General features: G+C 63.4%; 25 protein-coding genes and 1 tRNA gene. 14 read left to right on the top strand and 12 right to left on the bottom strand.

Annotated elements, in window-relative coordinates; translation table 11 throughout:
• Position 1: 1 nt before the first annotated feature.
• Together ACJ70B_RS00875 and ACJ70B_RS00870 are read right to left on the bottom strand one after the other, a co-directional pair.
• Positions 2 to 1,018: a carbohydrate ABC transporter permease gene (locus tag ACJ70B_RS00875; protein WP_408958534.1), complete on the bottom strand. Its 1,017-nt coding sequence runs from the start codon at positions 1,016 to 1,018 to the stop codon at positions 2 to 4.
• 24 nt (positions 1,019 to 1,042) lie between these two features.
• Complete coding sequence (locus ACJ70B_RS00870; RefSeq protein WP_408958533.1) at positions 1,043 to 2,242, bottom strand: extracellular solute-binding protein; 1,200 nt, start codon at positions 2,240 to 2,242, stop codon at positions 1,043 to 1,045.
• Between the two features lie 305 nt (positions 2,243 to 2,547).
• Between ACJ70B_RS00870 and ACJ70B_RS00865 the strand changes: the two genes are divergently transcribed.
• Positions 2,548 to 3,684: an ABC transporter ATP-binding protein gene (locus tag ACJ70B_RS00865; RefSeq protein WP_408958532.1), complete on the top strand. Its 1,137-nt coding sequence runs from the start codon at positions 2,548 to 2,550 to the stop codon at positions 3,682 to 3,684.
• 81 nt (positions 3,685 to 3,765) lie between these two features.
• Here the strand turns inward: ACJ70B_RS00865 and ACJ70B_RS00860 are convergent, their stop codons facing one another.
• Entirely contained in the window at positions 3,766 to 5,811 is a 2,046-nt protein-coding gene (locus ACJ70B_RS00860; protein WP_408958531.1) for a glycoside hydrolase family 15 protein, read from the bottom strand.
• Between the two features lie 191 nt (positions 5,812 to 6,002).
• Here ACJ70B_RS00860 and ACJ70B_RS00855 point away from each other — a divergent pair, with 191 nt between their 5' ends.
• Together ACJ70B_RS00855 and ACJ70B_RS00850 are read left to right on the top strand one after the other, a co-directional pair.
• A complete protein-coding gene (locus ACJ70B_RS00855) occupies positions 6,003 to 7,061 on the top strand; it encodes a TrmB family transcriptional regulator (RefSeq protein ID WP_408958530.1) in 1,059 nt (352 codons plus the stop codon).
• A gap of 158 nt (positions 7,062 to 7,219) precedes the next feature.
• On the top strand, positions 7,220 to 7,873 hold the full coding sequence (locus tag ACJ70B_RS00850; RefSeq protein ID WP_408958529.1) for a bifunctional 4-hydroxy-2-oxoglutarate aldolase/2-dehydro-3-deoxy-phosphogluconate aldolase: 654 nt from the start codon (positions 7,220 to 7,222) through the stop codon (positions 7,871 to 7,873).
• 79 nt (positions 7,874 to 7,952) lie between these two features.
• Here the strand turns inward: ACJ70B_RS00850 and ACJ70B_RS00845 are convergent, their stop codons facing one another.
• Positions 7,953 to 8,174 carry a hypothetical protein gene (locus ACJ70B_RS00845; protein WP_408958528.1) on the bottom strand — a complete coding sequence of 74 codons (222 nt, stop codon included), beginning with the start codon at positions 8,172 to 8,174 and terminating at the stop codon, positions 7,953 to 7,955.
• Positions 8,175 to 8,517: 343 nt separating this feature from the next.
• On the opposite strand from ACJ70B_RS00845, the gene ACJ70B_RS00840 reads away from it, so the two are divergent.
• Entirely contained in the window at positions 8,518 to 8,694 is a 177-nt protein-coding gene (locus ACJ70B_RS00840) for a protein translocase SEC61 complex subunit gamma (protein ID WP_408958527.1), read from the top strand.
• Positions 8,694 to 9,131, top strand: a complete 438-nt coding sequence (locus tag ACJ70B_RS00835) for a transcription elongation factor Spt5 (protein ID WP_408958526.1) — start codon at positions 8,694 to 8,696, stop codon at positions 9,129 to 9,131. The genes ACJ70B_RS00840 and ACJ70B_RS00835 overlap by 1 nt, the downstream gene beginning before the upstream one ends.
• A gap of 188 nt (positions 9,132 to 9,319) precedes the next feature.
• On the opposite strand, the gene ACJ70B_RS00830 is transcribed toward ACJ70B_RS00835, so the two are convergent.
• Positions 9,320 to 9,607, bottom strand: coding sequence for a hypothetical protein (locus ACJ70B_RS00830; RefSeq protein ID WP_408958525.1), 288 nt, complete (start codon positions 9,605 to 9,607; stop codon positions 9,320 to 9,322).
• Positions 9,608 to 9,710: 103 nt separating this feature from the next.
• On the opposite strand from ACJ70B_RS00830, the gene ACJ70B_RS00825 reads away from it, so the two are divergent.
• Complete coding sequence (locus tag ACJ70B_RS00825) at positions 9,711 to 10,139, top strand: hypothetical protein (RefSeq protein ID WP_408958524.1); 429 nt, start codon at positions 9,711 to 9,713, stop codon at positions 10,137 to 10,139.
• A gap of 25 nt (positions 10,140 to 10,164) precedes the next feature.
• Entirely contained in the window at positions 10,165 to 10,929 is a 765-nt protein-coding gene (locus ACJ70B_RS00820) for a PHP-associated domain-containing protein (protein WP_408958523.1), read from the top strand.
• A gap of 84 nt (positions 10,930 to 11,013) precedes the next feature.
• Here ACJ70B_RS00820 and ACJ70B_RS00815 read toward each other — a convergent pair whose 3' ends face one another.
• The 4 genes from ACJ70B_RS00815 to ACJ70B_RS00800 form a co-directional block, all read right to left on the bottom strand.
• Positions 11,014 to 11,481 (bottom strand): Mut7-C RNAse domain-containing protein, encoded by a 468-nt coding sequence (locus ACJ70B_RS00815; RefSeq protein ID WP_408958522.1) that lies wholly within the window; start codon positions 11,479 to 11,481, stop codon positions 11,014 to 11,016.
• Positions 11,482 to 11,521: 40 nt separating this feature from the next.
• Positions 11,522 to 13,273: a DNA polymerase/3'-5' exonuclease PolX gene (gene polX, locus ACJ70B_RS00810; RefSeq protein WP_408958521.1), complete on the bottom strand. Its 1,752-nt coding sequence runs from the start codon at positions 13,271 to 13,273 to the stop codon at positions 11,522 to 11,524.
• Complete coding sequence (locus ACJ70B_RS00805; RefSeq protein ID WP_408958520.1) at positions 13,270 to 13,710, bottom strand: DUF5788 family protein; 441 nt, start codon at positions 13,708 to 13,710, stop codon at positions 13,270 to 13,272. Before ACJ70B_RS00805 ends, polX begins: the two co-directional genes overlap by 4 nt.
• Before the next feature lie 80 nt (positions 13,711 to 13,790).
• Positions 13,791 to 13,997, bottom strand: a complete 207-nt coding sequence (locus tag ACJ70B_RS00800) for a hypothetical protein (RefSeq protein WP_408958519.1) — start codon at positions 13,995 to 13,997, stop codon at positions 13,791 to 13,793.
• A 167-nt stretch (positions 13,998 to 14,164) separates the two neighbouring features.
• On the opposite strand from ACJ70B_RS00800, the gene ACJ70B_RS00795 reads away from it, so the two are divergent.
• The 3 genes from ACJ70B_RS00795 (at position 14,165) to ACJ70B_RS00785 (ending at position 17,125) form a co-directional block, all read left to right on the top strand.
• Complete coding sequence (locus ACJ70B_RS00795) at positions 14,165 to 15,112, top strand: rhomboid family intramembrane serine protease (RefSeq protein ID WP_408958518.1); 948 nt, start codon at positions 14,165 to 14,167, stop codon at positions 15,110 to 15,112.
• A gap of 75 nt (positions 15,113 to 15,187) precedes the next feature.
• Positions 15,188 to 15,976 carry an endonuclease V gene (locus tag ACJ70B_RS00790; RefSeq protein WP_408958517.1) on the top strand — a complete coding sequence of 263 codons (789 nt, stop codon included), beginning with the start codon at positions 15,188 to 15,190 and terminating at the stop codon, positions 15,974 to 15,976.
• A gap of 201 nt (positions 15,977 to 16,177) precedes the next feature.
• Positions 16,178 to 17,125 (top strand): SDR family oxidoreductase, encoded by a 948-nt coding sequence (locus ACJ70B_RS00785; RefSeq protein ID WP_408958516.1) that lies wholly within the window; start codon positions 16,178 to 16,180, stop codon positions 17,123 to 17,125.
• Between the two features lie 3 nt (positions 17,126 to 17,128).
• Here ACJ70B_RS00785 and ACJ70B_RS00780 read toward each other — a convergent pair whose 3' ends face one another.
• Positions 17,129 to 17,659, bottom strand: coding sequence for a hypothetical protein (locus ACJ70B_RS00780; RefSeq protein ID WP_408958515.1), 531 nt, complete (start codon positions 17,657 to 17,659; stop codon positions 17,129 to 17,131).
• 107 nt (positions 17,660 to 17,766) lie between these two features.
• Here ACJ70B_RS00780 and ACJ70B_RS00775 point away from each other — a divergent pair, with 107 nt between their 5' ends.
• From ACJ70B_RS00775 to ACJ70B_RS00760, 4 genes are all read left to right on the top strand, one after another.
• Positions 17,767 to 18,117, top strand: coding sequence for an ArsR family transcriptional regulator (locus tag ACJ70B_RS00775; protein ID WP_408958514.1), 351 nt, complete (start codon positions 17,767 to 17,769; stop codon positions 18,115 to 18,117).
• 61 nt (positions 18,118 to 18,178) lie between these two features.
• Positions 18,179 to 18,559, top strand: a complete 381-nt coding sequence (locus ACJ70B_RS00770) for a DUF192 domain-containing protein (RefSeq protein WP_408958513.1) — start codon at positions 18,179 to 18,181, stop codon at positions 18,557 to 18,559.
• 206 nt (positions 18,560 to 18,765) lie between these two features.
• On the top strand, positions 18,766 to 20,298 hold the full coding sequence (locus ACJ70B_RS00765) for a (R)-citramalate synthase (RefSeq protein ID WP_408958512.1): 1,533 nt from the start codon (positions 18,766 to 18,768) through the stop codon (positions 20,296 to 20,298).
• A 340-nt stretch (positions 20,299 to 20,638) separates the two neighbouring features.
• Positions 20,639 to 22,291 (top strand): right-handed parallel beta-helix repeat-containing protein, encoded by a 1,653-nt coding sequence (locus tag ACJ70B_RS00760; RefSeq protein WP_408958511.1) that lies wholly within the window; start codon positions 20,639 to 20,641, stop codon positions 22,289 to 22,291.
• A gap of 31 nt (positions 22,292 to 22,322) precedes the next feature.
• Here ACJ70B_RS00760 and ACJ70B_RS00755 read toward each other — a convergent pair whose 3' ends face one another.
• Positions 22,323 to 23,996: a 4Fe-4S ferredoxin N-terminal domain-containing protein gene (locus ACJ70B_RS00755; protein ID WP_408958510.1), complete on the bottom strand. Its 1,674-nt coding sequence runs from the start codon at positions 23,994 to 23,996 to the stop codon at positions 22,323 to 22,325.
• 267 nt (positions 23,997 to 24,263) lie between these two features.
• Positions 24,264 to 24,348: transfer RNA gene (locus tag ACJ70B_RS00750), tRNA-Ser, on the bottom strand.
• Positions 24,349 to 24,383 lie beyond the last annotated feature (35 nt).

Genomic DNA, 24,383 nt, shown 5'->3' with positions numbered 1-24,383 from the left:
TTCACACCCCCTCTGCGAGATTCGATTTTCTGACGGCCAACCACATGAACATCCCAATAAATCCGATCGCGACGATCATGATCGCCGATGACAGTGCGTAATTATCGAACGTGAGCGCTTCTCGGTAGCCGTAGACTAAGAGCAGTTCGTTGCTTCGTCCGGGTCCACCTTCGTTGAACACCCACGGAATCAAGAAATTCTGGAATGACGTGGCAGCGGTGAGAATCGCGGCGAACACTAGCGGGCCCTTGATCGCAGGGAGCGTCACGTGACGGAACCGAGTGAGATAGCCTGCGCCGTCGACTTTCGCGGCGTCGTGGAGTTCCATCGGAACGTCTTGGAGCGCGCTGACGATGATAATCACCATAAACGGATACGCGAGCCACGTCTCGGTGACGATATATGCGGAGAACGCGGCCCATCTGCTCCCCGTCCAATTTATCGGGACGTTGATGAGAAATAGCTCGGGAGCGTTGATGGTCACGAAGAAAACGATATTGTCGATAAACCCGACTATCCCAGTCACAATATCGTTATACATCGAAATGAAGGTGTTGAACGGCCCGAACTGAGCCGGACTGAACATGGCTCGCCAGACCGAGATCGTGAAGATCGGCGGGAACCCCATCGGAACGATAATGAGCGCTCGCATGTACCGCTTCCCAGCCACTCGATCGTGCGTGAGAAGCGTGGCTAACCCGATCGTAAGCAGGAGTTTGAGCCCGAGACTCGTCCCGACGTAGAGCCAGGTTATCCCGAGGGAGTTCCAAAACGACGGGTCGGTAAAGATTTGGATATAGTTTCCGAACCCGATTACCGACAGCTCACCGCCGATAACGTCCGCCGCACTGCCCGCATCGGTTAGCGATAGATAAGCGAGATACGCAATCGGATAGATCATAAACAGCATAAACAGGAGCAACCCCGGCAAGACGAGCATCACGCCGATGTCCTTTGCGTCGGAGGGGATGCTGCGACGGACCCGTTCCAGTGGACCTTCGGATGTTTCCAAAGACATCTTTTTATAAATTTGATAACGGAGTTATTCCCAAGAGGACCGGATCTTTTCGGCTGCTTTCTCGAGTTGCTTCTGCGGATCGCCCGACGAACCGAGGACCACGTCGAGCGCGGACTGAACCGGGTCCCAGACGGCGTCCATCTTCTTGCTAGCAGGCATCGGCATCCCCATCGCCACGCTCTTACTGAACGCATCGACATCTGCGCCGAGATTTCCGCTATCGACGACCTCACTGAGAACGGGAATCATCGCGTGTTTCTGCGCGTTGGTCTCGACGACGTCCTTGTTTGTGGTGTACCACTCTGCCCACTTGATCACCGCGTCGCGGACGCTCTCGTCTGCATTCTCGAGGCGGGACGTGAGATACCACATCTTGACACCCGTCAGCGGCGTCGGTTCGCCACCCTCGGGCTTTGGCAACGGTGCGACGCCGACGTTGAGTCCTTTATCGCGGAACCCGCCGAGGTTCCACGGACCAGTGATGACGAACGGCGCATTCTCATCCTCGAACACGGCGAGGTTTGCGCTTTTGTTCAAGTCGCTCGGACTGTACTTGTAGATGCTCTCTTTGATGAGCTTGAGTCCCTCGACGACCGAATCGTCGTCGACGCCCAGCGTGTCGGATTCTTCGTCGTAGAGAACACCGCCAAACCCTTGTAGGTAGGCACTGAGGTGATAGGTATCACCTGGCACACCGATGCCGTACTGGCCGTCACCGTTGTACTCTTGCATGATCTCGACCATCTCAGGGATCGTCTCCGGCGGTGTCTCGACCATGTCCTTGTTGTACATCAGCGTCACCGTTTCTGCGGCGTAGGGAAGGCCGTACACGTTGCCCTTCCACTGGACCGCATTGGCAGCCGCCTCCGAATACGTTGAACCGATGTCGACCCCGATCGAATCAGACGCATCGTAGAGGGTCCCGTTTTCGTGCTGGGTACCGATCCAGTCGTGTGCCCAGACGAACCCCATCGGCCCATCGCCCGCGGGAAGGGCGGTCTCCAATTGCTTCTGCAGATTGGAGACGCTGGACGCATCGAGGCTGTGATCGGTTTCCTCGTTAAAACTCTTCAGATGGCTGTCGAACGTCTCTTTTTCCGAGTCCGTAAAATCGTGCCACAGCTCCGCACTGTTCCCGCTGCTGCTGAAATACCCCATACAGCCTGCAAGCGCGGTTCCCGCCACTGCTCCACCGATCCCTTTGAGCACCGGTCTGCGTCGCATTGTCATGATGCAATCGATGATGAATAATATCTTCACTTGTTTAGTCGTTTGGGTTCTACGACACGGACCGTGTGACAATATGGAACACAGTTCTCCCGAGGAACCGTTTCGGGTGGGAGAATATATGCGAACTGGCCATCTCACCTCGAGTAGGAGCTGACTACTAGTGAGAACTGTTCGAAATTAATCGAAATGGATTACATTCTCGCGGGTAGACGTCCGTTCAGAGAATTTAGGCTGAGATATTACTTCAAAGATAGCTCGTTGTGGAAAGGGTTTTACCGTCCCTCGATAATTGAGGTGATATGTCACGGGTCACAGTCGACGCACTACGAAAAGAATACGATGCCGGGTCGGTCGTTGCCGTCAACGATCTCGACCTCGAGATCGAGGACGGCGAGTTCGTCACCGTGGTCGGCCCGTCGGGCTGTGGAAAGACGACGACGCTGCGGATGCTCTCCGGCCTCGAACAACCGACCTCCGGGCGAATTGAGATCGGCGACGAGGACGTCACCGATGTCCACGCGAAAAACCGAGACGTCGCGATGGTGTTCCAGAACTACGCGCTCTATCCCCACAAAACCGTCTCCGAGAACATGGAATTCGGGCTCCGGATGAGCACCGACTTGAGTAAGGACGAGCGCGAAGAGAGAGTCGTCGAAACGGCCGAAATGATGGATATCGAGGACCTCCTCGACGACAAACCGGACGAGCTCTCCGGCGGCCAGAAACAGCGCGTCGCGCTCGGTCGTGCGATCGTCAGGGAACCCGACCTGTTCCTGTTCGACGAGCCGCTCAGTAACCTCGACGCCAAACTTCGAACGAGCATGCGCGCGGAGATCCAACGACTTCAGAACGAACTCGGGATCACGGCCGTCTACGTCACGCACGACCAGCACGAGGCGATGACGATGGGCGACCGAATCGTGATCCTCAACGGCGGCAAACTTCAACAGCAGGGGAACCCGACCGAGGTCTACGAGAACCCCGTCAACAAGTTCGTCGGCGGATTCATCGGTTCACCGTCGATGAACTTTATCGATGTTACCGTCGAACCCGACGGTGACCAACTGCACTTGACCGGACCCGACGGTGAGTTCGAGTTCGACCTCTCAGCTGCATACGTCTCCGGAAACGAGGACGAGCTCGAGTCGAGTCGGTACACACTCGGTATCCGGCCCGAGAACGTCTCCGTCACGGAGAAGAGCACGCCAAATTCGATTACAGCGGCGATCGACGTGGTCGAACCCGTCGGCTCCGACAACTTCCTCCACCTCGACGTGAGTAGTGAATTTATCGCCCGCGTCGACTCCGACATCGACCTCGAACCGGGCGATCGCGTAACTATCACGTTCGACGAATCGGACATTCATCTGTTCGATGCCGAAACCGGTCGCAACGTCTTCGTTCGGGAACGCAACGTCCCGACTATCGCGTCCTGAATCGGACGAACTCGATCCCGTTCTCCAGACGGTACCGCGAGCCCGAAAATACGTGTCGGACTACCAGATCGGCGTCTCGACTCAGTCGTGAAGCGGTGCGCGATCCACGGTATCGGCGAGTGTCGACGAGACGGACGCCTCGAGTGCGCTCGCCGTCGCGAGCCGGATCGCGTGGGGCCAGCCCAGCGGCGTCGCACTGTCGGGCGTACCGTCGTCGAACACCTGCTCGGGGAGATAGCCGCCGGGTCGACGGAGAGCCCCGCCGGGACCAACGAGTGCCAGCAAGGCACGGCCGCGCTCTTCGAACAGTTCGGCCTCCTTCCGGCCGTTCGCCGCCAGTAATTCACCGAGGCTGACGGCGGCGTGGGCACCCCACGCCGTCGTCACCGTCCAGATCTTTTCGGCGTCCTGTTCGCGGACGCGCCAGGGGTCACCCTCGAAGCGCACGAGTCCTTCGACCGGCCCGTCCGGATCCCGGTAGAGCCCGTCGAGCGTCGTCTCGACGTGGGAGCCGAGTCGATCAAGCCGCTCGTCGTCGACGCTCTCGAGTGCGTCGTACTCCTGATGGGCCGTGACCAGTGCGAGCGTGCTCCCGTCGAGTCTATCGTCACGGATGCCGTCGTCTTTCCGCATGGCGTAGATCCCGCGATCGGGAACCCACAGGTCATCGATCGCCTCGTAGATCGTTCGGGCGCGCTCCTGTGCGCGCGCCGCGAGCGAGTCGTCGACCGGCGCTCGAGCGATTGCCGCGTACGCCTCGAGGAACGTCGCGGCCGTGTGTGCAAAGCGCCCGGTCATGTTTTCCCACGCGTTCTGGACGCGTCCGGGGAGGCCGTCGGCGTCGAGCGAATCGTCCAACCCGTCGAGGGCGGCCGCGAGCGTCTCCTGTACCGCTTCGTCGGCGGGATCGACGTACCGAAGGTACGTCGCGAGAAACGCCGCCACGCTCGCCGTCTGGTCAGCCTGGTACTCGTCCGACTCGCTGTCTTCCAGTCGGCCGTGTGCCCATCCGGGGGCGAGATCACCGTTGTGTGGCCAGACTCGGTGGGGCCAGGTCCCGTCGGGGAGCTGCGTCTCGCGGTAAAAGCGGGCGCTCTTCGCGTGCCACTCTTCGAGTCCGAGCCCGAGTCGTAGATCGGCATCGAGCAGGAACGTGGCGATCTCGGCGTCGTCGCGGAACCAGGTGTAACCGTACCCGCCGGAGTACCGATAGAACGGGTCGAACTCGGGTCCGGCTATCCGCGCACCCGTCGATGCCCGCAAAAGCGAGAGAGCGCGGATATCAGAAACCGCGCCCTCGATGCCGTGGCCGGAGTCGGGTAGCCGGTCGCGAGCCTGTTCGCGGCCCGCCTCGAGCACCGCCTCGCGGTCGGCGTGATCGGCCGCGGCGGCCCGGACGCGCTCGAGCGCATCCGTTCGGTCGCCGTCATCCGTCAGAAGCGTCGCAACGGTCGTGCTCGGCGACGACCCGGTGACCGCTATTTCGCTCATTACGATCGGGCTAAGTCGTCCCTCCTCGTAACGGTCGTCAGTCGGTGAGCGGGGGAAATCGACCGATTCCGCCGCGAGCAACTCCGCGAACCGTTCTGGGACCTGGCCGCTTACGGAGAGGTCGGTCGAGGTCGCGAGGAAGTCGTGCTCGGCGTTGTGGTGTACCTCGGCGGCGTCACCGTGCCAAAGTTGGCCGGTCCGTCCCGTCCGACCCTCCGGAGCGAACCCGAAGCACGCCTGGAGACGCACGTCGTCAGCGGCCACCACTTCCTCGTCGAATTCGAAGTGAGTCAGGTGGAGCGGACCGATCGTGATGTCGTATTGGATGCAGGTCGCTTCACCGACGGTGTGAGTCGTCTCGACGACCGCAGTATCATCGACGTAGCGCTGTTCGCTGCCGTCGGCGTCGAACCAGTGGACGTCGCCGTCTCGTTCGAGTCCGAATCGGGAGCGTTCGATGCCGGCAAGTCCGGAGAGCGGATAGGAATAATCTCTGAGCGACCCGTCGAGGGCGACGTGAACGAGCCGTTCGTCGAGTCCGGAAAAGAGCCCCGTTGTCGATCGACGTTCGCCAGGAAACCGCTGTGGATCACCCTGCAACCGTTTAAAATCGTTAAGGGCACCGTGTAGTTCCATCGTTCTCTCAGATTACTCCTGGAGCAATAAACTTTGTTGAAAAATCTATTCCCACTTTTCCGAAAGGACGTTCGTGCGTTTTATAGATTGTTGATGGATATCCGACGAACCGACCGACGAGCAGCGTATTCGAGGTGGCGGACCGTACATATTTTACACCGACCGCCTAATCTGTGAGGTACTGAATACACATGGATGACGACGAGCTCGCCGGGCTACTCGAGCGATTCGGCCTCTCGGAAAAGGAGACAGACACCTACCTCGCGATCCTCGAACACGGGGACTCGAAAGCGAGTACGATCGCCGACGCCGCCGACGTGTCCAAACGGTACGTCTACAGCATCAGCGAGGAACTCGAGAAGCGCGGCTTCGTCGAGGTCGACGATCACTCGGTGCCGACGGTGATCCGGCCCGTCCAGCCCGACACCGTCGTCGCCCAACTCACGGAAAGCGTCGAGGAGATCGAGCCGGCGCTCCAATCGAGGTACACGACGACCGAGCGTTCCGGCGAGCAGTTCGAGGTGATCAAGTCACGACAGACGGTACTCAAACGAATCGAGAGCTTGCTGACCGAGGCCGAAACGGAAGTGACCCTCTCCTTGCCGGCGGCGGTCCTCCCGCAAATACGGTCGACGCTCGAAGCGACGGTCGATCGGGGCGTGCTCGTCCTCCTGTTGCTCGGCGCGACCGAGGGGGAACAGGACATCGCATCGCTGGCCGGCACGGCCAGTACGGTCCGCACGTGGGACGCGCTCGTCCCGACGATGTTGACGGTCGACGGCCGCCACGGCCTGCTCGCACCCAGTCAGATACTCACGACGTCCACGAGCGATACGCGGGCGATCGCCCTCTCTCAGGACCAGCTGGTACCGGTCCTCGCCGGCTCGTTTCTGGCGAACTACTGGCCGACCGCCGAAGAACGATACGTCACCACGCCCGCCGAGCTTCCCTGTACCTACGAGGGGTTCCGAAGCGCGGTCTTCCAGATCGCCCTCCACCGGGCGACGGACACGCGCATCGAAGCGTCGGTCACCGGCTCGCCGGTCGGCGAACGGGACCTCCCGTCGTCGCTCTCTGGGGAAGTCGTCGACGTCCGACAGAGTCTCGTCCGACCCGTCACCTCGACGCTTCCGATCGAAAACGCGTTCGAACTCGAGGTCGACGGCGACCAATACACCATCGGCGGCACGGGTGCGTTCCTCGAGGACTTCGAGGCAGAGTCGGTCACCATCAGCGCACTCGAGGAGTGATCGATCCGTCGACCTTGTTTCGGTTGTGAGTAAATCTCTTTAGTATCGGATCCGAATCACAGCCTGATGGAACGTCCACCGAGACCGACCGTACAGGTAGCGCATAGATGTCGAGTGCCGGCCGGCGTACAGCGCTGGGGCGCTGGAGGTCTCAACCGATGACAGAGAAATACGCGGTTCGGGAGCGAATCGTCGAGAGTGGCGTCATCGCGGTCCTGCGCGGTATCGACGGGGAACGGATCGTCCCGGTCGCTCGCGCGATTCATGAGGCTGGCGTCGACGCACTCGAGATCACAGCGGACGGAACACGCGCAGCCGAGAAGATCGCCGCGGTCGACCGAGAACTCGCTGACACCGATGCGGTCGTCGGTGCGGGGACTGTTCTCGACGCACCGACCGCACAGTCCGTGATCGACGCCGGGGCATCGTTCGTCGTCTCGCCGCATACCGATCCGGACGTGGTTCGGACCTGCAACCGACACGACGTTCTCGTCGCCCCCGGAGTCATGACGCCGACGGAGGCGGTGACAGCGATGGCGGCCGGTGCGGATCTTCTCAAAATGTTCCCCGCATCGACGGTCGGTCCGGATCACATCGGCGCGCTCGCAGGACCCCTGGGCGATGTCGACATCATTCCGACGGGCGGCGTGTCGGACAGCAACGTCGACGCGTTCTTCGACGCCGGCGCTGTGGCCGTTGGTGCCGGCGGCGCTCTCGTCGACGACGAGGCCGTCGCCGACGGTGACATGGATCGCGTCCGGAAAACGGCTGCGTCGTTCGTCGACGCAGTCGAGGCAGCACGAAGCGAGTAGTCTACCGCAGCGCTCCGAGGGTGTTGTCCACTCGCCGTGTCACGGCTCTCGGCACCGCCCGTCGGTTGCCGTCGTCGTTTTAGCGGTCGTCCGTCGCCGATTCCTCAGCCGTTTCAGTGTCTTCCTCCTCGAGGTCCTCGAGATCGTCCGCCTCCTCTCGAGGCGCGTTCTGCGTGCCAAGATCGTCGTCGCCGTCGTCGACCTCGTCGGGATCGCGGTCGATTCGCTCGAGTTCCTCGTCGATTTCGGCGTCCCGTTCCGCTTCGTACTCGTTCGCTTTATTGGAATCGTCTTCGGCCATAAAACGGCGTTAGTGACCGAGCGGTTTGGACGCGGGGCCGTCGAATGCAACGTCGGCACCGCCTAACGTGCTCGCTCGCAAACGCCCGGTAGCTCGACGTAGCGTCCAGTGTAGTGGACGGAGCAACTCCCTCTTTGACCCCGAGCGAACGGGTGTTGCGCCAGAATCCCGTCCTCCGATGCATCGCGGTCGAAGCCGATGACAGGTGGACACCCTCGAGTCCGCGAGGTAGCGTCGACACTCTGATCCGTTCGATAGGGTCATCGCGGTGCAACGGGCGAATACGGGTCGGTCGTGGGACACGAAAGACAGATAAAAGACCCCGCGTTGTGAATAGACAGATATGGACGTTCCGTACGACCTCACCTCGTACGTTCGGGTGTTGAAGATGGCGACGACGCCCACGAGCGAGGAGTTCCTTCAGGTGTCGAAGATCGCCGGCGCGGGGGTCCTCTTGATCGGTCTCCTCGGCTTCCTCATCGGCGCGGTCATGCTGTTGTTGACCGGTGGTGGCATCTAATGGGCATCTACGCTGTCAAAACGACGGCGAGTCAAGAGCGCACCGTCGCCGACATGATCATCAACCGCGAGGAGGCGGAGATCCACGCTGCACTCGCGCCCGACTCGCTGACCTCCTACGTGATGGTCGAGGCCGACGGTGACGCGGTCCTCAATCGCGTACTCGAGGACATTCCCCACGCCCGGAGCATCGTCCCCGGCGAATCGGATATTTCGGAAGTCGAACACTTCCTCTCGCCGAAGCCGGACGTCGAGGGGATCGCCGAGGGCGATATCGTCGAACTCATCGCCGGCCCGTTCAAAGGCGAGAAGGCACAGGTACAGCGGATCGACGAAGGAAAGGATCAGGTGACGGTCGAACTGTACGAGGCGACCGTTCCCATTCCGGTCACGGTGCGCGGCGATCAGATTCGCGTTCTCGATTCCGACGAACGATAGTTCGTCGGACGACGCGAGCGGCCACGAAGTGGCCGCTCGCAGACAGCGACGAGCGCTAGCGTTCGTCAGACAGTCAGTACGGGGCCAAACGCGGTGGGGCCGACGGCAGCCGATATCGGCAACTACGAGAACGCGACTCCGGTTTTCTCGGGGCGTGGTGCGAGAACGCGAGTGCCGAGTCGATGCACCTACCGTTTCAGTTCCGTCGCGATCGCCTGCATGTCCGCGACGGATTCGATCTCCTCGAGCAACTCCTCGCGCTCGCGAACGTCCGCAGAGCTCGCCCCGTAGGCGCGGACGTACTCGGCGCGGCTGTGTTCGGTGAAGGCGTGGCGAATCGCGAGGTAGCCGTCGGGGACGACGGTGCCACAGACCGCACACTCGCGGCGCTGGTGTTCCGTCGCCTGATGGACGACGGCCGACTCGACGTCCTCGAACACCGATCCACAGCCGTCGATTCCGCATTCCCAGGCCATTCGATACTGCAACTCTACGGGCCGCACTAATGATTGTTTCGCAGGGGTCCCCTCGAGCGGAACGTCCGGTAGACCTTCCCTCTTCGAGACCCGCCGTTTCCGTATGCCGGCGACTAATGAGTCGGAACTGGCGGCGTTCGACGCCGATCTGGTACGTCGAGCCGTCCAGAAGACCGTTTCGGGCCCGCTGTATGCGTTCTGTGAGTACGACACGGAGTCGTTTCGACCGCTCTATCTCAGCGACGAGACCGTCTCGATGTATGACAGCCGAGACGCGATGCTCGAGCACTTCGAGACGATCCACACGAACGTCCACATGGATTTCATGCAGATCAAACTGTTTCGGAACACGCTGTTCCCGGACGCGGAACGCGTCGAGTACATCACGACGGCGATGGACGTCATGAAAATCGTTCGCGTCTACGTCGGCGAGACCGGGTTGTTCGTCTCGGTCGATCCCGACGAACCCGTCGTCCCCATCGTCGACGCGATCAAGGACGCGATCGAGTGGCCGCCGAATCAGAATTCATAACTCGGCTGTCCCGAAAGTGAGCGTCGTGATCGACGGAGCGCCGTACCGAGTCGACTGCCACGTGAAGGTGCTCGACGATCAGGTGGTCGAGCGAGCCAGACGGGCCGGCCTCGACGCGATCGTCTACGCACCCCATTTCACCCGTCTGCCGGAAATTCGCGAGCGGGCCGCAGCCTACTCCACCGATGACCTGCTGGTGATCCCCGCTCGAGAGGTGTTCACCGGCTCGTGGCGAAACCGCAAGCACGTCCTCGCGCTCGGTCTCGACGAGCCCGTACCCGATTTCATCCCGCTCGAGGCGGCGATGGCCGAGTTCGACCGTCAGGACGCGACCGTCCTCGTCCCGCATCCGGAGTTCGCGACGGTGAGCCTCGGCGAGGCCGACCTACGACGGCACGCCGACACCATCGACGCGCTCGAGATTTTCAATCCGAAACACTTCCCCACTCACAACCGCCGCGCTCGAGAACTCGCCGAGACGCTTTCGATACCGCCGTTTACCTCCTCGTACGCTCACCTCTCACGATCGGTCGGCATCGCCCACACCGCGTTTAAAACGGCGATCGAGAGCGAGGCCGACCTCTTAACGACGCTCGCCGACGGCGTTGCCCGCCGAGTCAGCTACGACAACGGTCTCGAGCGCTGGCGGACGACCACGACGGAACTCGCTCACCTTCTTTACGAAAACACTTGGGAGAAAGTCGACCGGCTCTTTCTCTCCGGGACGGAGCCGACACATCCCAAGCACATCGCCTACGACGGTCGGTTCGACGACGTTGCGGTCTACTGACGGGTCCCGATAGAGAGTGGCTTCCAGCTGGCGGTAGCCGACTGATACCGGCGGTTAGCTAGTTTCAAGCAATCGTACAACCGTCTATTGCTGTCCGTCGGCCGACTCGCAGACTCGAGCGAGCGTCTCTTCGACCCGCTCCCAGTGGCTGCCCCGCCAGAAGTGCTGGCCACAGTCCATACAGACCCACGTCTCGAACTCGGCCGGGTCGGGCGCGTACTCCGGTGTCGAGGCCGTCGGATCAACGCGCTTGAGCGGGCCGTTACACCGTCCGCAGAACGCCGGTTCGTCCGTGAGCGTGATATCGACGCCCGCCGCGGCGAGTTCGGCGAGTTGGGCCTCGACCTCGCGGGACTCGAGAAGGATCGCCTCGTCAGCGCGGTCCGCGAGTGCCGTATCGCGGGTGACGATCGTCCGACCCTCGTCCCCGGCGACGGCGAGGGCGTCGTCGTCTTCCTCGAGGTCCCGATCGCCGGCGTAGACGGTGTTGTGGTTGCACATCCGCAGGTACGAGACGAGACCGCCGCACATGACGTCGACGAGCAAGTGCATGGGATGGTGGGTGGAGAGGGCGATGGAGGGGACGGGTCGGTCAGTGGAGGAACTCCCGAATCCGCTCTACGTCCCAGGTGTTGATCACGTCGTCCGGTTCGGCCCAGCCCCGTCGCGCGGTGTGGACGCCCCAGCGCATGAACTCGAGCGTCGAGGGCTGGTGGGAGTCGGTATCGATTGCGATCCGCGCGCCCTCCTCGAGGGCGGCCTGGACGGCGCTGCCCCAGAGGTCGAGCCGTCGGGGATCGCTGTTGACCTCGAGTGCGGTGCCGTGGTCGGCGGCGGCCTGTGCGACCGCCGTCACGTCGTAGTCGAGCCCGGAGCGCTGGTTGAGCAGGCGGCCGCTGGGATGACCCAGCACGTCGATCGCCGGGCTCTCGACGGCGGTGACGAGTCGCTCCGTCGCGGTCTCGGCGTCTTGGTCGAGCGCGCTGTGGGTCGAGGCGACGATCACGTCGAGTGCATCGATCACGTCATCAGAGAGGCCGATCTCGCCGTCGGCGTCGACGTTGGCCTCGATCCCGGCGAAGACCTCGATCTCCGCGTCGTCACCGACCGCGCGGATCTCCGCGATCTCCTCGAGGATTTCGTCGTCCGACAGGCCCATCCCGCCGACGATCCCGGGGCCTTCGGCGTGGTCGGCGATCCCGAAGTAGTCGTACTCCCGCTCGGCGGCGGCCTCGACCATCTCCGCAATGGTGTTGTTGCCGTCGGACCACTCCGTGTGGCTGTGCAGATCGCCCCGCATATCGTCGCGAGTGACGAGGTCCGGCAATTCGCCGTTCTCGGCGGCGGCGATCTCGCCGCGGTCCTCCCGCAGTTCCGATGGGATCCACGGCAGTCCGAGGGCCTCGTACATCCCTTCTTCCGTCTCGCCGGCAACGCGCTCGCCGACGCGCTGTCCCGCGTCGGGGTCGTCGATCTCGCTGATATCGAACGCGCCGTACTCGTTTAGCTTCATTCCGCGGTCGATCGCGTAGTTGCGCAGGCGAAGGTTGTGATCCTTGCTCCCCGTGAAATACTGTAAGGCGGAGCCGAACTCGTCGGGGACGACCACGCGCAAGTCGACCCTGATCTCGCCGACGCGGACGCTAGCCTTCTCCGGGCCGGACTCGATCTCGTTGTCGACCGAGTCCCAGCCGACGAACCGTTCGACCACGTCCTCGCCCGCCTCGGTCGCCGCGAGGGCGTCCACGTCGCCGATCGTCTCGCGCCACCGGCGAATCGAGCCCGCCACCTCGTAGCGCTCGACCGCCTCGAGCGACTCGAGAAAGTCGAGGACGTCGTCGGCCAGCGGGCGCGCCTCGCCGACGAGGTGACGCTGGCCGACGCTGCGAGCGAACTCGAGGTTGTCAAGAATATTCTGTTCCGTCTTCTCCCCGAACCCCTTGACCGCTTTGACCTCGCCGGCCTCGGCGGCCTCCTCGAGGTCGTCTAACGTCTGCACCCCGAGTTCGCGGTAGAGCTTTCCGGCTGTTTTCGGGCCGACGCCCTCGATGCGGGTCAAATCGGCGATGTCGATCGGCAGCTCCACGCGGAGTTCCTCGAGTTCCTCGATTTCGCCGGTCTCGACGTATTCGACGATCTTCGAGGCGATCGCGTCGCCGACACCGTCGATGTTCTCGACCGCCTCGCGGTCGCCGGCCTCGATGCGATCGGCGATCGGCGACGGAAATGAGCGGACGTTCTCGGCCGCTCGGCGATACGCGCGGGGTTTATACTCGACGTCGTCGGCCTCGAGCAGGTCGGCGAACTCGTCGAGCCGACCGGCGATCTCGGCGTTGGTTGTCATCGGCCCCTCCGCGTAGCCTGATCGTTGTCCTGGCCCAGCGCCTTCTTGAGGAAGGACATCCAGCGTTTGCGATCCTGTGCCTGCTGGAGTTTCTGTTCGCGCTCGAGGTCCGTCGGCCCCAGACTCTCGAGGGCGTTTAGCGCCCGGTCGATGCCGATGATGCTCCGGGCGAGCTCCTCGCCTCTTTCGTGGGAAATTTCGCCCTCCTCGATCTGCTCGAGGCGCTCGAGGCGCTCACGGCGGAGATTCTTCTTGGCCTGCTCGACGCGCTCGCGCTCTCCCGTGGGCACCGTCTCGCGGCGCTTGATCTCGAAGACGAACGTCTGGAGGTCGATCTCCTCGCCCTGGACCGTGATCGTCTCCGGGATGTCAGCGCCGACGGTCGCGCCCTCGCGCTCGACGCGCTCGAGCAGTTGCTTTCGCTCGTACTCTTGCACGGTCGAATGTGGGTGCTCGGGAGGCAAAAATGTACAGTCCGCCAAGGCTGGCCCCGTAATCGTTTCCGAGTTACCGACTCTCACGGCTCCCAGATCCGCGCACCGACGATCGAGAGGACGGTGAGGACCGGATACCCTACGACGACACCGGTACAGACCCAGAGTACCGCGTCCAGAGGAGTTACGACGGCGTCTCCGTAGTTGAAGAGTAGCGAGAGGAGCGCGAGTCCGAGCGCCAGTCCGCCCCGCCGGTAGTCGACGAGATCGACCGCTGTGTTGTCCCGCATCGTCCACTGCGTTTGTCGGAAGATGACAACTATCTGTCGACCAGTGCTCCGGCTCTGTCTCGTGACGGTTCTCGGCCGTCAGACATCAAGATACGTCACCCGTTCGACCCGAAAAAAGGCGGTGAAAACCCCAAATCCCTTAGCGGCTCCCCACATACCCCCGGTCAATGGCCAAGTGCGACGTGTGTGGGAAAGACGAAAACATGCCGTACAACTGTCGGCACTGCGGTGGCACCTACTGTGCCGACCATCGGCTTCCCGAGAACCACGACTGCTCGGGCCTCCAGAACTGGAACGACCCGCAGGGCGTTTTCGACAGCGGGTTCGACGACAGCGTCAGCGCCGGCAAAAGTAGGTCTCGCGTCTCGCGCGCCGCTGACAAGATACCGATAAACACCGGCGCTGGCGGGCCGCTGGCGTACTTCCGCGGGAACGCGACCTATACGTTCCTCTTGCTGATCTGGGTGACGTACGTAGCACAGTTAGTGACGGCGCTTGTCGCTCCGTCACTTTACAGCTCGCTCTTTCTCCTCACGACCGATCACCTCGGGTACGTCTGGACATGGGTGATGTCGATCTTTGCGCATTCGCTATTCATCCTTCCGGGGGGTTCCTTCATGCACATCGTTGGGAACAGTATCGTGATATTCTTCTTCGGCCCGCTCGTCGAGCGCTACGTCGGGTCGCGGAACTTCGCGATCCTCTTTATCGTCAGCGGCGTCGTCGCCGGACTCAGTCAGGTCGGGATTTCGATTGCACAAGGTGCCCCGACCGCCGTCCTCGGAGCGAGCGGTGCCGCACTCGCCATCCTCGGCGTCCTGACGGTCTTGAACCCTAGTCTCAAGGTGTACATCTACTTCATCCTTCCAGTGCCGATCTGGGTACTCACTGCCGGGTACGCCGTCCTCAGCATCACCTTCCTCTCCGGCGCTGTCGGCGGTGGCGAAGGCATCGCCAATATGGCACACCTCGTCGGTCTCGCGATCGGCCTCGCCTACGGCCAGTACGTCAAGCAAAACCGTAACGTCAGCGCGCCCAACCAACTCGAGTTCGGCGGTGGCGGCCCCGGTGGCCCGGGCGGTCCGGGCGGTCCCGGCGGTCGTCGCCGGTTCTGATCACGTTGGTTCCCACGCTCGCCCCGCCGCAACCCCGCAACTGATTTTCACAGGGTGTCTATCACCGCCAAACCGATGAGTCAGCCCCGACCAGATCTCGCACCCGATCCCAGTCTCTCGCGTCAGGAGATGGAGGACCTCCAGCGCGAAATCGCCTCGGTCGCCGTCTTCGAGGACGACTTCCCGTTCGAAACTGATGCGCTCTCGAGTCCGCTCGAGGCGACCGCCACCGGCGGCTCACCGCCGGTCGTCGTCGGCGTCGATCAGTCGTTTCTCACGAACGAGGCCGGCGACCAAGACCGCGCGCTGTCCGCCGTCGTCGCCATGCGCGGCGGCGAGGTCATCGAACGCGTCCATGCGGTGACCGGCCTCGAGATCCCCTATATCCCCGGCCTCCTCTCCTTTCGCGAGGGCGGGCCAATCATCGCGGCGCTCGAGGAGCTTTCCGTCGACCCCGATCTCGTCCTGTTCGACGGCAGCGGCCGCATCCACTTTCGGCAGGCCGGCATCGCGACCCACATGGGCGTCGTCCGCGACGTGCCGAGCATCGGGGTCGCAAAGAGCCTCCTCTGTGGGACGCCGCGCGAGGACACCGACGGCCTGCCCGCGGGCTCAAGGGTCCCCATCGACGCGAACTCGAGAGTCGACGCCCCCGACGGGACGCTCATCGGCTACGCGGTCCAGACGCGCCAGTACGACTCGCCGAACCGGCACATCAACCCGCTGTACGTCAGCGCCGGTCACCGCGTCGGCCCCGAGACGGCGGCCGAGGTCGTCCTCGAGTTGGCCTCGTCGTACAAACTCCCAGAGCCGGTCCGTCTCGCGGATCAGTACGCCGACGAGGCCAAGAAATCGCTCGACTAAACCTGCTACTCGGCCGCCGACGACAGCCGGCCGACCACCCGTTCGCGGCGGGTGGGACTGCAAGGGGCTACTTAGGGGCTTTCGGCGTGGTTGCCATCCCGCGCTGACCATTCGAGTCTCACCATCCTACTCGCGTCTTGAAATTACGGATGGCGCGACAAACCGTCGATACTTAGGTATCGTCTCCCGAACCGGTCACACATGGCCACCGCTGAGGACGTCGAGAGGACAGCCGATGACGAGCCGGACGGCACCGCCGTCGAGGACGACCGCGACCGAAATCGCGAGACGGCGGGGAGCGACACCAACCGCTACGCGCGCAAGAAGTCGGTGCTGATCACCGGCTGCTCGTCGGGGATCGGCCGCGCGACCGCCCGCGCCTTCCTCGCCGAAGACTGGCAGGTGTTCGCCACGGCGCGCAACGTCGACGATATCGACGATCTCGAGGAGGCCGGCTGCGAGACCATGGCGCTCGACGTGACCGACCCGGAGCAGGTCGCGACGGCCGTCGAGGAGACCGTCGACATCGCGGGCTCGATCGACTGCGTCGTCAACAACGCCGGCTACGCCCAGATGGGGCCACTCGAGGACGTCTCGACGGTCGATCTCCACCGACAGTTCGACGTCAACGTCTACGGCCCACACCGGCTCACGCGCGCCGCGTTGCCGCACATGCGCGCCCAAGGCGAGGGCCGAATCGTCAACATCTCGAGCGTCATCGGCCGGATCTCGTTCCCCGGCGCGGGTTCCTACGCCGGCTCGAAACACGCTCTCGAGGCGATGAGCGACTCCCTGCGCGGCGAGGTCGAGGAGTTCGGTATCGACGTCGTCGTAGTCGAACCTGGGCCGGTCGAGACGAACTTCACCGAGCGCGCGAGCGACGAACTCCCCGAGGATGAGCGGACGCCGGCCTACGAGTCGCTGTACGAACTCTACGACGAGCTCGAACTGATCGGCGGCGGCGGAGCTGGCGGCCCCTTCGCGTCCGACCCCGAAGACGTCGCGGAGGCGGTTCTCGAGGCCGCGACCAGTCCCGACCCGCCGGCGCGGTACCCGGTCGGTTCGCTGGCCCAGTACGGGCTCTACGCGCGGTATCTGCCGGACCGGCTGCGCGACGCGGTGTTCGGTCTCCTGCGAAAACTCGCGTAGCTCCTATTCGTCGCCCGTCTCGTAACGCTCCGCGGCCGACTCGAAGCCGAGTTCCGACTGTTCGCGGCTACGGCGGCCCTCGAGCGCCGCGATCGCCGCCGCGTCCGGCGCGGCGTCGTCGGTGATCCGCGCCCACGAGTCGTGGACCTTGGCGTGACACCACCGACAGAGGTAGATCGTGATCTCGTGGGAGAGGGTCTCGCCAGTGTGGGCATACGAAAGATGGTGTTCCTCGAGCAGCGGGCGCTCGTCGTCGTGGGCCATTCGTTTTTCCGCGAGCCCACAGCGGACACACTCGCGGTCGCGGTTGCGCGAGCGAAAGTGCGGGCAGTCGGCCCACGACCAGTCCGATTCGGGGTCGATCACGGGACACTCGTAGTCGTCCGCGGCGCGCTTGCGGGCGAACTCGGGATCGTGCCCGTAGTGATCGACGGCATACCGACACGTCCCCTCGCCGGTCAGGTAGTCGCAGACGCCCGCGAACTCGTAGGGGTCGTCGACGCCGACTGGTGTCCCCTGCGGCGTTTTCTCCATCGTCGGCATGGCGTAGGGAGCGAGGGGTGTTCAATCGTGCGCCCGATCGTCGTCCCAGATCGCCGTCGTCGATGGGGTTTTGTAGTCCGCCTCCGTCGCCATCGATCGTGCTTCCGACCGACGACCGCGATACGATCCTGTCGACCGCGGACGTACTCGAGGCTGTCACGGCGATCGGCGACCGCGGCCGGCTCGAGGTCGCGTACGCGGTGTACGCTCACCCAGCAGACGGCCTCACGGTGACCGAGATCGCCGCCGAGGTCGCGGGAAGCGAAGCGGCGGTCGCGGCCCGCGTCGACGCGCTCGTCGCGGGCGGCGTGCTCGCCGAGCGGATGCCCTGCCTCGTCGATCCGTCGGTCGAGGGAACCGAGTACGAACTGACCGAATTCGGTCGTCTATTGCTCGAGGAGGGCGTGCTGGCGCTGTTCGACGCCGCGCAAGCGGTTCAGGACCTTTAGCACTGCCGCGTAGCGTGCTCCGGCCGAGAGCTTTTTCTCGTCGCCGTTCGCACCCCACGCTGTGCGACTCGTCCACGAGCCCGTCACCGACGCTGACGACGATGTCTTCGAACAGCGGACGGAGTCGCTGGCGACGAACGTCGATCTCGCGGATTCGCTGGTGAGTCAGACCCGCGGCCTCATGTTCCGCCGATCGATTCCGGACGACTACGCGCTCGTCTTCCGGTTTGGCCCCGCGAAAGTCCGCGACCTTCACATGCTGTTCGTCTTCTTCCCCATCGACGCCGTCTGGGTCGTCGACGATATCGTCCGGCGCGTCGAGCGGCTGCGACCGTGGCGAAGTTTCGCTCGCGCGCGAGCCGACCTGATCGTCGAACTGCCAGCGGGCGCTGCGGCCGAGGTCGAACCCGGCGATCGGCTGACGCTCGAGGACGACCCCTGAATGGGTGCTCCTCGAGGGCTCCTGACCGCGGGGTGACAACCGATACCGCGAGCCGCGACCGGCGGATTTAAGTCACAATGATACGTTAGCCTGCAGTACAATGGCACGCCATACGCCATCTGACGAGGATAGAGGAAGTCGGGGCGACCCGGCTGGGCGTGAAATTCTCCGACGAAGATAACCGCAGTTCCCGTAATTCACCACTCTTGCCTGTAACTCACTCCCCCGAACAGACGATCGCATCGGACCGTACAGTGCGCCTTCTCGACACGACGCTTCGCGATGGCGAGCAAGCGCCGGGCGTCTCGCTGTCTCCCGACGAGAAAGTCGAGATCGCCCGCTCGCTCGAGCGCGCCGGCGTCTCGGTCATCGAGGCCGGCAGTGCCTGTACGGGCGCGGGTGAGCGACAGGCCATCTCACGGGTGACCGACCTCGATCTCGACGCCCGCGTCACCAGTTTCTGTCGCGGGATGCGAGCCGACATCGACCTCGCTCTCGACTGCGACGTCGACGGCGTCCACATCGTCGTTCCCGCCAGCGACCGCCACGTCGAGGGCAAAGTCGGCACCTCCCGCGAGGACAACCTCGAGAAAACGGCCGAGCTCGTCGCCTACGCCAAAGACCACGACCTCTGGGTCGAGGTCATCGGCGAGGACGGCTCGCGGGCCGACCTCGACTATCTCGAGGAACTAGCCGCGGCCTCTCTCGAGGCGGGTGCAGACCGATTCTGCTTTGCCGACACGGTCGGCCACACCGGCCCGGAGCACACCCACGAAGCGGTCTCCCGACTCGCCGAACTCGGGCCCGTCAGCGCCCACACCCACGACGACCTCGGGCTGGGCGTGACCAACGCGCTCGCGGCCGTTTCGGCCGGTGCCGACCTCGTTCACTGTACCGTCGACGGACTCGGCGAGCGCGCCGGCAACGTCGCCTTAGAGGAGGTCGCCATCGCACTCGACCACGTCTACGACGTCGAGACGCTCGACCTCGAGGAACTGTACGACCTCGCGCAGGTCGTCTCCCGGGCGACGGGGATTCAGCTCCCGCCGAACAAGGCCGTCATCGGCGAGAACGCCTTCACCCACGAGAGCGGAATCCACACCGACGGGACGCTCAAGGACGACAAGATGTACGAGCCCTACGCGCCCGAGACCGTCGGGCGCGAACGCCGACTCGCGCTTGGCAAACACACCGGCCGCGCGGGCGTCGATGCCGCACTCGAGGAACATGGCGTACAGGCCGACGACGACGATATCGCGGAGATCGCCCAGCTGGTGACCGAACTCGGCGACCGCGGCCGCCGCGTGACCGACGCCGACCTACTGGCTATCGCCGAGGACGTCACCGGCGACGACCGCGATCGCGCCGTCGACCTGCTTGATGTCACTGCCACCAGCGGCGGGGCCGTCCCGACCGCCAGCGTCCGCCTCGACGTCGACGGCGAGGAACGCGTCGCCAGCGGCACCGGCTCCGGCCCCGTCGACGCCGCCGTCTCTGCCGTTCGCGAGGCGCTGGGATCGATGGCTGACGCCGAACTCGAGTCCTACCACGTCGACGCGGTGACGGGCGGGACGGACGCCGTCGTCACCGTCGAAGTGACCATGGTCAATAACGATCGCTCGGTGACGGTCGCTCGCAGCGAGGCCGACATCACCCGCGCGAGCGTCACAGCGATGGTCGACGCGCTCGACCGACTGCTCGCGGCCGACCAGCAGCCGCTGACGCCGGCCGACGATTAACGCGGCGAGCACGACCACGACGACTGCCAAGCGTCGGCGACCGCCGCTCGATCCGTCGCCGCCCGTCGGCGGGCGATCGATCGACGCGAAGGCACACTACAGTTGGATTTTCTATACGTCTCCCGACGAGCGATGGGCGACCGATATCGGCGGCGATCGGAATGTCTGACTCGAAATAGGCGGTGATTTCTCCGGGACGGAAGCGGGCCGATGTGGGGGTGCTTACCGATCGCAATCGAGACCGTTGCAGGGGAACAACGGGCCGAAGAGTGTTCGCAATGCTATAATTGTCAGTAGCTTGTCCATAACGAACTAACGGATTCGAGACTGTTCGCTCGCGATGGAAGACGACCATCAGACAGATCGATCGACTCGCACGTCCGGGACGACCACGCGCCGTTCGTACGTCGGGCTGCTCGCCGCTATGGGCCTCGGCGGTGCCGTCGCCGCGACGGGGCAACGAGGGAACGGTATTGCTGCGGCCCAATCTGGCGGAGCCGCAGACGGGCTCAGCGTCAGTGACTCGGGGACGACCGTCGGCGACGGGGTGACGGGGTTGGACTTCGCGGAGAACCTCTCTGCGACCCAATCCGGGGAGAACGAAGTTACCGTTCGGGGCGAGACGAACCCGAACGTCGTCGACGTACGCGACGATCTCGGCGTCACCCCCGAGGATGACGATCTCTGGGGTGCAATCGAGGACCACTATCACTCGTTCGAACCGACCGAACGGAACCACTGTTACAAGATACCGGCCGGAACGTGGCACGTCGAGACAGACAACGTCCACTTCGAGGCCCACGAGTCCCTCGGGATCGTCGGCGCGCCGTTTGCCGTTCTCAAGGTGACCGACCAGGACGTCGACCGGCTGATGACCGTCGGCACGTTAGACACGTCGCTCCCGCACGCACAGCGGACCGTCATGCGCAACATCCAAGTCGATATTCGCGGCGAGTACGATACCGGTATCGCGCGCTGGTACACGTACACGTACGGTCACATGGAGAACGTCTCGATGCGCGGCCGGCGGGACAAACTGAACCCGACGTACGGTGGCGACCGCTACACGATCATGGTCGACGGCGTCAAGCACACGACGACCAACGTGATCTGCGGCTGCACCCTCACTAACGGAGACACGCGGTACGACCGATCGACGCACGTCGGCCACGCGATTCCCTTCAGTTCGGACATCTACAATCACGGGACGAACTTCTGGGAGGGGTGTCAGGTCGCGGACTACATCGACAACGGGATCTACGTCTCCGGCGACGACGGCCGGAACGTCGTCACCGGCTGTTACGTCCGGAACTGCGCCGGTGCCGGTATCCGAATCGGTCCCAACGACTACGTCCAGGACTGCCAGATCACGATGACCGACCACCCCGGCTATCCGTGGTCCGGTCTCTGGCTCGAGAACGGCGGCGGCCAACTCGTCTCACAGCTACTGATCGACAGCCAGATCGAGACGGAAACCGAAATCGTCCGCCTCACACAGGACGGACCGGCCCGCCTAACTGACGTTCACATCACCGACGAAGGAACCGACGGCCGTGCGATCCGTGTCAACGACGACGACGTCAAACCGACGATTTTCGACGGCTGTACGATCACCGATCGCTCGAGTCCGACGGTGGCCGACTACGCGGTCTACGTGCAGTCGTCGGACGTCACCTTCGATAACTGTGAGTTCGACATCAGTTCTCAGTCGTCGACGGACCGATACGGCGTCTTCGTCACCAACGGCGGCGACGGGATCGATCGACTCGCGCTCGACGGCTGTACGATCGACGCCGACGCGAGCCTCCGGTTTGCCGAGAGCGGCGAGGGACACACCGTCGAGAGCTCGTTCTTCGAGGGGCTCGTGATGAGCGATACGGGAACGACGCTCTCGTCGGTGCTCTGGATCGGCAACCGCCACAACGGAGAGACCAACTTCGGCGGTGAACGGGACGGCTGGCAGGGCGACTTCAACTTCGGCTTCGACGTGTGAACGCACAGGCCCATGGCGAAGGCCAGCGGCGTTAGTGGCCGGACTCCGACGTCTCGCCCACGCCCAGGTCCACGTCTCGCCCGAGGGGGCCAACGGTTTCGTCCTCGAGGGCCTTCTGTCGAACGTTGAGCATCCCGACGTCCTCGTAAGAGGTCGGACCGGGAACCTGATGGGCTTCGGGGCCGGGCTGGTGTCCGAGGTAATCGACGTTCGGGTTCGTTCCCATTTCCGCGAGTAACTCGAACTGGTTTTCGGGCGCATCGACGTAATCGTCGAACAGCTGCTGTGCGACGTCCTCCCGGTCGGAAACCTGGATGTCCTGACTCGGCCCTTGGAACTGCTCGACCGTCAGTCCGAGCTGTTGGAGCGTCTGCTGGCTGTCGAGGGTCAGCCCGGTACTTTCGATCGCGCTCACGACCTCGAGGATGCTCTGTTCTTTGTCCGGGAGGGTATCTCCCGGCGGCGCTTCCTCCTCGTAGTTTTCCTGCGTAAGCTGGATCGCCGTTGCAAGCGCGATGCGCCCCCTGTTGAGTTCGTCGACGGCGTTGATAACGGCATCTAAGTTCCCATCGACGCCCTGAAGCGACGATCTGGCCGCGTCCGGCGACGGGAGTGCCGCGTACAGATTAATGATGGTCCGTGCCCTGGCGGGATTGTCGTTGTATCGCTCCGGGTCGCTCGCGGGGTTGTTCTTGTCGCCAAACTGGATTACGTTCGGCGGACAGGCCATCTCGCAGGCGGTGGTACCGACCAGTTCGTCGCCCATGTTCCCGTCCTGTCGGGGCGGATCGAAGACGCACTTCGACATGGTACCGCGGGGTGCGCGGCTGCTGACCCAGCGGTCGCGCTGGTCATACATCATCTCCGGATCGATCTCCTCGACGTCCACGTTCGGTTCGTCCCACTGGAAGTAGTTGACGCCGTACGGGCAGGCGACCTGACAGTACCGACAGCCGATACAGACATCGTAGTCGGTCAACACCAGCCCGCCCTGATCGCGCGTGTGACGCGCCGTCGTCGGACAGACCTTCTCGCAGGGCGCGTCCGTGCAGTGCTGGCACGGCCGGACCAGGTAGTTGAAGTCGTGAACGCTCACGCCCGAATCCTCGAGTTGCCCGGGATCGGGCGATTCGACCTGGTTGTCCTCGTAGGCGAGAACGTACATCCAGTTGGCACCCTTATCCCAGTTGTGCTCTTCGTTACAGGCGACGACGCAGGAGAGGCAGCCGTCGCAGTTCTCGAGGTCGATCGTCATCCCCCACTGCGTCGCGTCCTCCTCGTGTTTGACGTCGCTCGTCTCTTCGACGGTTTCCTGCTCCGGCTCCTGTTGGTCGATGGCCCCCCAGCCGAGGCTGGCGAAGCCAGCGCCGGCGGCCCCCTTCTTGAGCACCTCGCGTCGGGACTCGTCGCCGGTGAGCGACGAGAGCAACGATTCCGACTCCACCTCGTCGACGTCGTCCGGACTGGCAATCGGACGCTCGTCCTCTCCGAACTCCGCCATCACGTCTTCGTGATAGCGCTCGTGGAACTCCTCCTCGGAGAGGTCCCCTTTCGTGACCCGCATCGCGTCTTTCCCCATCTCCATTCCGAGTTCGGTGTCGTACTCGGTGTCGTCGAGCATGTCCTCAAGGTCGTCTTGCCACGCCTCACCGAGCGGGTGGAACGGTTCCTCGTCCGCTCCCTCGTCGGAATCCTCGGAACTCATCGTCCTCCCCACGTTCTCGCTGACGAATCTCGGGTTACGTACATTGCTTTCTAGTAACACGAACGCTACCGCGAGGACGGCCGTAGGCGTCCGCCCTGCGAGTGACGGGTCGAGACTACCGCTTCTATTCAGGGGACGAACAGTATGAAATCGACAGTATAGGTGGTGTGCGTCGGTGGGGCGCTGAGACGCAATACGACGGCGTGTGGCTTCGCTGCCCGCGTTTCGCAGACGGAACGCTCGTCAGTCGTATTACATCGGGAAAAGCGCCGAGAGGGAGATTTGAACTCCCGAGTCCGTGAGGACAGCAGATTTCGAATCTGCCGCCTTGGCCGGGCTAGGCTATCTCGGCTCACTCTCCCTTACTCGAGAGACGTTTTTACCCGT

The organism is Natrinema sp. 74, from assembly GCF_046097095.1.
Lineage (GTDB): Archaea > Halobacteriota > Halobacteria > Halobacteriales > Natrialbaceae > Natrinema.
Note: the sequence above shows the minus strand (reverse complement) of the source record. Positions and strands in the feature narration are given on the sequence as shown.

Bases quoted from the DNA above. Each gene is read 5' to 3' on its own strand.
- ACJ70B_RS00875 (WP_408958534.1), bottom strand. From the start codon at position 1,018: ATGTCTTTGGAAACATCCGAAGGTCCACTGGAACGGGTCCGTCGCAGC.
- ACJ70B_RS00870 (WP_408958533.1), bottom strand. From the start codon at position 2,242: ATGCGACGCAGACCGGTGCTCAAAGGGATCGGTGGAGCAGTGGCGGGA.
- ACJ70B_RS00865 (WP_408958532.1), top strand. From the start codon at position 2,548: ATGTCACGGGTCACAGTCGACGCACTACGAAAAGAATACGATGCCGGG.
- ACJ70B_RS00860 (WP_408958531.1), bottom strand. From the start codon at position 5,811: ATGGAACTACACGGTGCCCTTAACGATTTTAAACGGTTGCAGGGTGAT.
- ACJ70B_RS00855 (WP_408958530.1), top strand. From the start codon at position 6,003: ATGGATGACGACGAGCTCGCCGGGCTACTCGAGCGATTCGGCCTCTCG.
- ACJ70B_RS00850 (WP_408958529.1), top strand. From the start codon at position 7,220: ATGACAGAGAAATACGCGGTTCGGGAGCGAATCGTCGAGAGTGGCGTC.
- ACJ70B_RS00845 (WP_408958528.1), bottom strand. From the start codon at position 8,174: ATGGCCGAAGACGATTCCAATAAAGCGAACGAGTACGAAGCGGAACGG.
- ACJ70B_RS00840 (WP_408958527.1), top strand. From the start codon at position 8,518: ATGGACGTTCCGTACGACCTCACCTCGTACGTTCGGGTGTTGAAGATG.
- ACJ70B_RS00835 (WP_408958526.1), top strand. From the start codon at position 8,694: ATGGGCATCTACGCTGTCAAAACGACGGCGAGTCAAGAGCGCACCGTC.
- ACJ70B_RS00830 (WP_408958525.1), bottom strand. From the start codon at position 9,607: ATGGCCTGGGAATGCGGAATCGACGGCTGTGGATCGGTGTTCGAGGAC.
- ACJ70B_RS00825 (WP_408958524.1), top strand. From the start codon at position 9,711: ATGCCGGCGACTAATGAGTCGGAACTGGCGGCGTTCGACGCCGATCTG.
- ACJ70B_RS00815 (WP_408958522.1), bottom strand. From the start codon at position 11,481: ATGCACTTGCTCGTCGACGTCATGTGCGGCGGTCTCGTCTCGTACCTG.
- polX (WP_408958521.1), bottom strand. From the start codon at position 13,273: ATGACAACCAACGCCGAGATCGCCGGTCGGCTCGACGAGTTCGCCGAC.
- ACJ70B_RS00800 (WP_408958519.1), bottom strand. From the start codon at position 13,997: ATGCGGGACAACACAGCGGTCGATCTCGTCGACTACCGGCGGGGCGGA.
- ACJ70B_RS00795 (WP_408958518.1), top strand. From the start codon at position 14,165: ATGGCCAAGTGCGACGTGTGTGGGAAAGACGAAAACATGCCGTACAAC.
- ACJ70B_RS00790 (WP_408958517.1), top strand. From the start codon at position 15,188: ATGAGTCAGCCCCGACCAGATCTCGCACCCGATCCCAGTCTCTCGCGT.
- ACJ70B_RS00785 (WP_408958516.1), top strand. From the start codon at position 16,178: ATGGCCACCGCTGAGGACGTCGAGAGGACAGCCGATGACGAGCCGGAC.
- ACJ70B_RS00780 (WP_408958515.1), bottom strand. From the start codon at position 17,659: ATGGAGAAAACGCCGCAGGGGACACCAGTCGGCGTCGACGACCCCTAC.
- ACJ70B_RS00760 (WP_408958511.1), top strand. From the start codon at position 20,639: ATGGAAGACGACCATCAGACAGATCGATCGACTCGCACGTCCGGGACG.
- ACJ70B_RS00755 (WP_408958510.1), bottom strand. From the start codon at position 23,996: ATGAGTTCCGAGGATTCCGACGAGGGAGCGGACGAGGAACCGTTCCAC.